We start from the raw sequence: 4370 nt of genomic DNA, 5'->3' as shown, positions 1-4370 counted from the left end.
GGGAGCGCGTGGCCGGCCTCGCCTTCGCGGGTGTCCTCTTCACGAACCTCAGCCGCGACCACCTGGACTACCACGGCGACATGGCGCGCTACCGCGCCGCCAAGCTCCGCCTGCTGGCGCTGCGGCGGGCCAGTGCGCCGGCCCTGGTCAACGCGGACGATCCCGCCTTCGGCCCGCTGGCGGGCGCCGACGGCGTGCTGAGCTACGGCCGCGCTCCGGGCGCCGACTTCCGCATCGAGGCCGAGGCGCTCGCCGCCACGGCGAGCCGTTTCGCCCTGCGCTGGGCCGCCGGGCGGCAGGATTTCGTGTCGCCGCTCATCGGCGACTTCAACGTGAGCAACGCGGCGGGCGCGCTCGCCCTCTGCCTCGCGCTGGGCCAGCCGCCCGTCCTCCTCGCCGAGCGCCTGGCGGCCTTCGCGGGCGTGCCGGGCCGCCTGCAGCGCGTCGTCCTGCCGGGCGGGCCGGCTGCCCTCGTCGACTACGCTCACAGCCCGGACGCCATCGCCCGCGTGCTGGCGGCCCTGCGCCCGCTCTGCCCGGGTCGCCTGATCGCCGTCGTCGGCGCGGGGGGCGACCGCGACCGCGGCAAGCGGCCGCTGATGGGCGCCGCGGCGCAGGCGGGCGCCGACCTCGTCGTGCTCACCAGCGACAACCCGCGCAGCGAGGATCCCCTCGCCATCCTCGCCGAGATCGAAACAGGGATGGACCGCGCGGGGAAAAGCTGGCACAAGGAGCCCGACCGGGCCCGCGCCATTCGCCTCGCGCTGGCGCTGGCCGGACCGGCGGATCTCGTCGCGCTGCTCGGCAAGGGCCACGAGTGCACGCAGGAGATCGCCGGCGTCTTCCAGCCTTTCGACGACGCCGAGGAACTGGGCAAGGCCTGGGCGGAGCGGAGCGAGCGCGCATGATCGAGCCGAGCTGGATCGAAGGGGCGCTGCGTGGCGCCGGCGAGCTGCGCGCGGCCCGGCTCGGCGCGCGGCCGATCGCCGGCGCGCGGCAGGACAGCCGGCGCCTCGCGTCCGGCGAGCTCTTCGTCGCCCTGCCCGGCGCGCAGACCGACGGCCACGCGTTTGCGGCGGCCGCCCTCGCCGCGGGCGCGGGCGGCGCCCTGCTCGCCGACGCAGAGCGCTACGCGGGCCTGGCCGCCGACCCAGCGCACGCGGCGACCTCGCTCTTCCTGGTGCAGGACGCGCTCGGCGCGCTGCAGGCGCTCGCGAGCGCCTGGCTCGCCCGCCTCGCGCCCTTCGTGGTCGGCGTCACGGGCAGCAACGGCAAGACGGCGGCCAAGGACTGCTGCGCCGCGCTGCTCGCCACGCTCGGCCCGACGCGCGCGAGCGAGGGCAACCTGAACAACCAGATCGGCCTGCCCTGCACCGTGCTCGCCACGCCGCCGGGGACGCGCTACCTCGTCCTCGAGATGGGCTGCTCGAGCTTCGGCGAGATCGCGCGCCTGGCCGCGCTCTTTCCCCCGCAGGCGGGGGTGATCACGAACATCGGCGCCGCGCACCTGGAGGTGCTGGGCGATCTCGAGGGCGTCGCCCGCGCGAAGGGGGAACTGGCGGCGGCGCTCCCCGCCGGAGGGCTCCTGCTGCTCGACGCCGACGGCCCCTTCGCCGCCCGCTTGGCGGCGCTGACCCGGGCGCGGGTCCTGCGCTGGGGGCGGGGACCGGCCGCTGACCTGCGCGTGGAAGACCTCGGCCCCGAGGGCCCGGGGGCGCGCCGCCTGCGCCTGGAGGGCGTGGCGATCCGCCTACCGCGCCCCTGGCCGCACAGCCAGCTCGCGCTCGCCGCGGCCTGGCTGCTCGCGCGCCAGCTCGGCGCCGAGCCCGCGGCGCTGGCCGCGGCCGCGCCGGCCGCCTTCCGCGAGACGAACCGCGGCGGCAGTTTCCGCCTCGGCGACTGGACCCTGGTCGATGACAGCTACAACGCGAACCCGGACTCGATGCGCGCGGCCCTCGCCTGGCTGGCGAGCGCGCCCGCGGGCGGCCGGCGCTGGGCGGCGCTCGGCGACATGCTGGAACTCGGCGCGGCCGGACCGGCGGCGCACCGCGCCCTCGGGGCGGAGGCCGCCGCGCGCGGCGGCCTCGCGGGGCTCCTCGCCTGCGGGCCGCTCTGCGCAGAGCTGGTGGCGGCGGCCCGCGCGGGCGGGCTCGCGGCCGGCCACTACCCCGATCCGGAAACCCTGGCCGCGGCGCTCGCACCGCAGCTCGGCGCGGGCGACCTCATCCTCGTCAAGGGCTCGCGCGGAATGGCGATGGAGCGCGTGATCGCCGCGCTCGAGCAGGCGGCGGGGCAAGCGCGCGAGGTGCGGACCTAGATGCTCTACCACCTGCACGGCCTGCTGGTCGACTGGTTCAGCGGCTTCAACGTCCTGCGCTACATCACCTTCCGCAGCGCCTACGCCTTCGTGACCGCGCTCGTGATCAGCTTCCTGCTGGGGCCCTGGCTGATCCGCCGCCTCCGCCGGCTGCAGCTCGGCGAGCAGATCCGCGCCGAGGGCCCGGCGGGGCACAAGCAGAAGGCGGGCACGCCGACGATGGGCGGCCTCCTCATCCTCGCCGGCGTGATCGCGCCGACCCTGCTCTGGGCGGACCTGACGAACCGCTACATCCAGCTCGTCGTCGCCGTCACCCTGGGCACCGGACTGCTCGGCTTCATGGACGACTACCTGAAGGTGGTGAAGAAGCAGAGCAAGGGCCTGGTGGGCCGCTACAAGCTGGTCGGCCAGATCGCGCTTGGCCTCGCGCTCGGTCTCGTGCTCTACTTTTTCCCGCTGGAAGCCGGTCACGCGGGCGAGACGATGGAGCTGCCCTTCTTCAAGGGCGTGCTGCTCAACCTGGGTCTCTTCTACATTCCGCTCGTCGTGCTGGTCATCACGGGGACCAGCAACGCGGTCAACCTCACCGACGGCCTCGACGGCCTCGCGATCGGCGTCGTCAGCATCGTCTTCGTCGCCTTCACGGGACTGACCTACGTGAGCGGCCACCGCGTCTTCAGCGATTACCTGAACATCGTCTATCTGCCGGGGGCGGGCGAGCTGACCGTCTTCTGCGCGGCGATGGTGGGGGCGAGCCTGGGCTTCCTCTGGTTCAACGCCCACCCGGCCGAGCTCTTCATGGGCGACACGGGCAGCCTCGCCCTGGGCGGCGCGCTCGGCACCGTCGCCATCCTGATCAAGAAGGAGCTGCTGCTCGTCGTCCTCGGCGGCGTGCTCGTACTCGAAGCGCTCAGCGTGATGCTGCAGGTCTGGAGTTTCAAACGGCGCGGCAGGCGGGTCTTCCGCATGGCGCCGCTGCACCACCACTTCGAGCTGGGCGGCTGGCACGAGTCCAAGGTGGTCGTGCGCTTCTGGATCCTCGCCGTGCTGCTGGCCATGGTCGGCCTCAGCACGCTCAAGCTGCGCTAGGGGGGGCAGGGTGGGCGCCGGACTGACGCTGATCCTGGGCACGGGGCGCAGCGGCATCGCCGCCGCGCGGCTCCTCGTCGCGGCCGGCGAGCCCGTGCGTCTCGCCGACGAGAAGGCCCTGCCCCCGGCGCTCCCGCGCGAGCTGGCCGGCGCCGAGCGCTGCCAGGGCGCCTTCCAGCCCGAGTGGCTGGCGGGCGTCGCCCGCGTGCTGCTCTCGCCCGGCGTGCCGCCGACGAGCCCCGCGCTGCGGGCCGCCCTCGCCGAGGGCCTGCCGATCACCGGCGAACTCGAGGAGGCCTTCCTGCGCTGCCCGGTGCCGATCCTCGCCGTCACGGGCAGCAACGGCAAGAGCACGGTGACCAGCCTCGCGGCCCACTTGCTCGCAGCCCAGGGCCGGCGCGCGCCCGCGGGCGGCAACCTCGGTCGGCCGCTGGCCGAACTGCTGATCGAGGAGCCGGACGCGGAACTCTACGTCGTCGAGGTGAGCAGCTTCCAGGCCGAGACCTTCACGCGTTTCCATCCCAAGTGCGCCACCCTGCTCAACCTGAGCCCGGATCACCTGGACCGCTACGGGCGCCTGGAGGACTACTACGCCGCGAAGCTGAAGCTCTTTGCGGCGATGGGCCCGGCCGACACGCTCGTGCTCGGCGAGGACGCCGAGGCCGCGCGCCGGCTCGCGAGCTGCCCTGCGCGCCGCCTGCCCTTCTCGCTCGGCGGACCGCCGCCCGGCGGCGAGGGCAGCTTCCTCGCCGGGGGCCGCCTCGCCTTCCGCTACGGCGGCCGCGAGCGCACGCTCCTCGAGGCCGCGGCGCTGCCGATCCCGGGCCGCCACAACCTCGCCAATGCCCTGGCCGCCGTCTCGCTGGTGCTGCCCTTCGCCGACGACGCCGAGGGCCTTGCCCGCGGACTCGCGAGCTTCCGCGGTCTCGCGCACCGCATGGAGGAAGTGGGCCGCCTCGGCCCC

General features: G+C 74.8%; 4 protein-coding genes. All 4 read left to right on the top strand.

The annotated features are described in order from the left end of the window. Window positions 1–908, top strand: a 908-nt coding sequence (locus tag FJ251_13960; GenBank protein ID MBM4118810.1) for a UDP-N-acetylmuramoyl-L-alanyl-D-glutamate--2,6-diaminopimelate ligase, incomplete at its 5' end; no start/stop codon positions are given. Then, window positions 905–2317 carry a UDP-N-acetylmuramoyl-tripeptide--D-alanyl-D-alanine ligase gene (locus tag FJ251_13955; protein MBM4118809.1) on the top strand — a complete coding sequence of 471 codons (1413 nt, stop codon included), beginning with the start codon at window positions 905–907 and terminating at the stop codon, window positions 2315–2317. The genes FJ251_13960 and FJ251_13955, both read left to right, overlap by 4 nt. Next, window positions 2318–3406: a phospho-N-acetylmuramoyl-pentapeptide-transferase gene (locus tag FJ251_13950; protein ID MBM4118808.1), complete on the top strand. Its 1089-nt coding sequence runs from the start codon at window positions 2318–2320 to the stop codon at window positions 3404–3406. 10 nt (window positions 3407–3416) lie between these two features. Continuing rightward, window positions 3417–4370 (top strand): UDP-N-acetylmuramoyl-L-alanine--D-glutamate ligase (gene murD / locus FJ251_13945; protein MBM4118807.1); only part of this gene is annotated, 954 nt, incomplete at its 3' end.

Source organism: bacterium, assembly GCA_016873475.1.
GTDB lineage: Bacteria > Krumholzibacteriota > Krumholzibacteriia > JACNKJ01 > JACNKJ01 > VGXI01.
The sequence above is the reverse complement of the archived record's forward strand: the minus strand, read 5'-3'. Positions and strand labels throughout refer to the sequence as shown.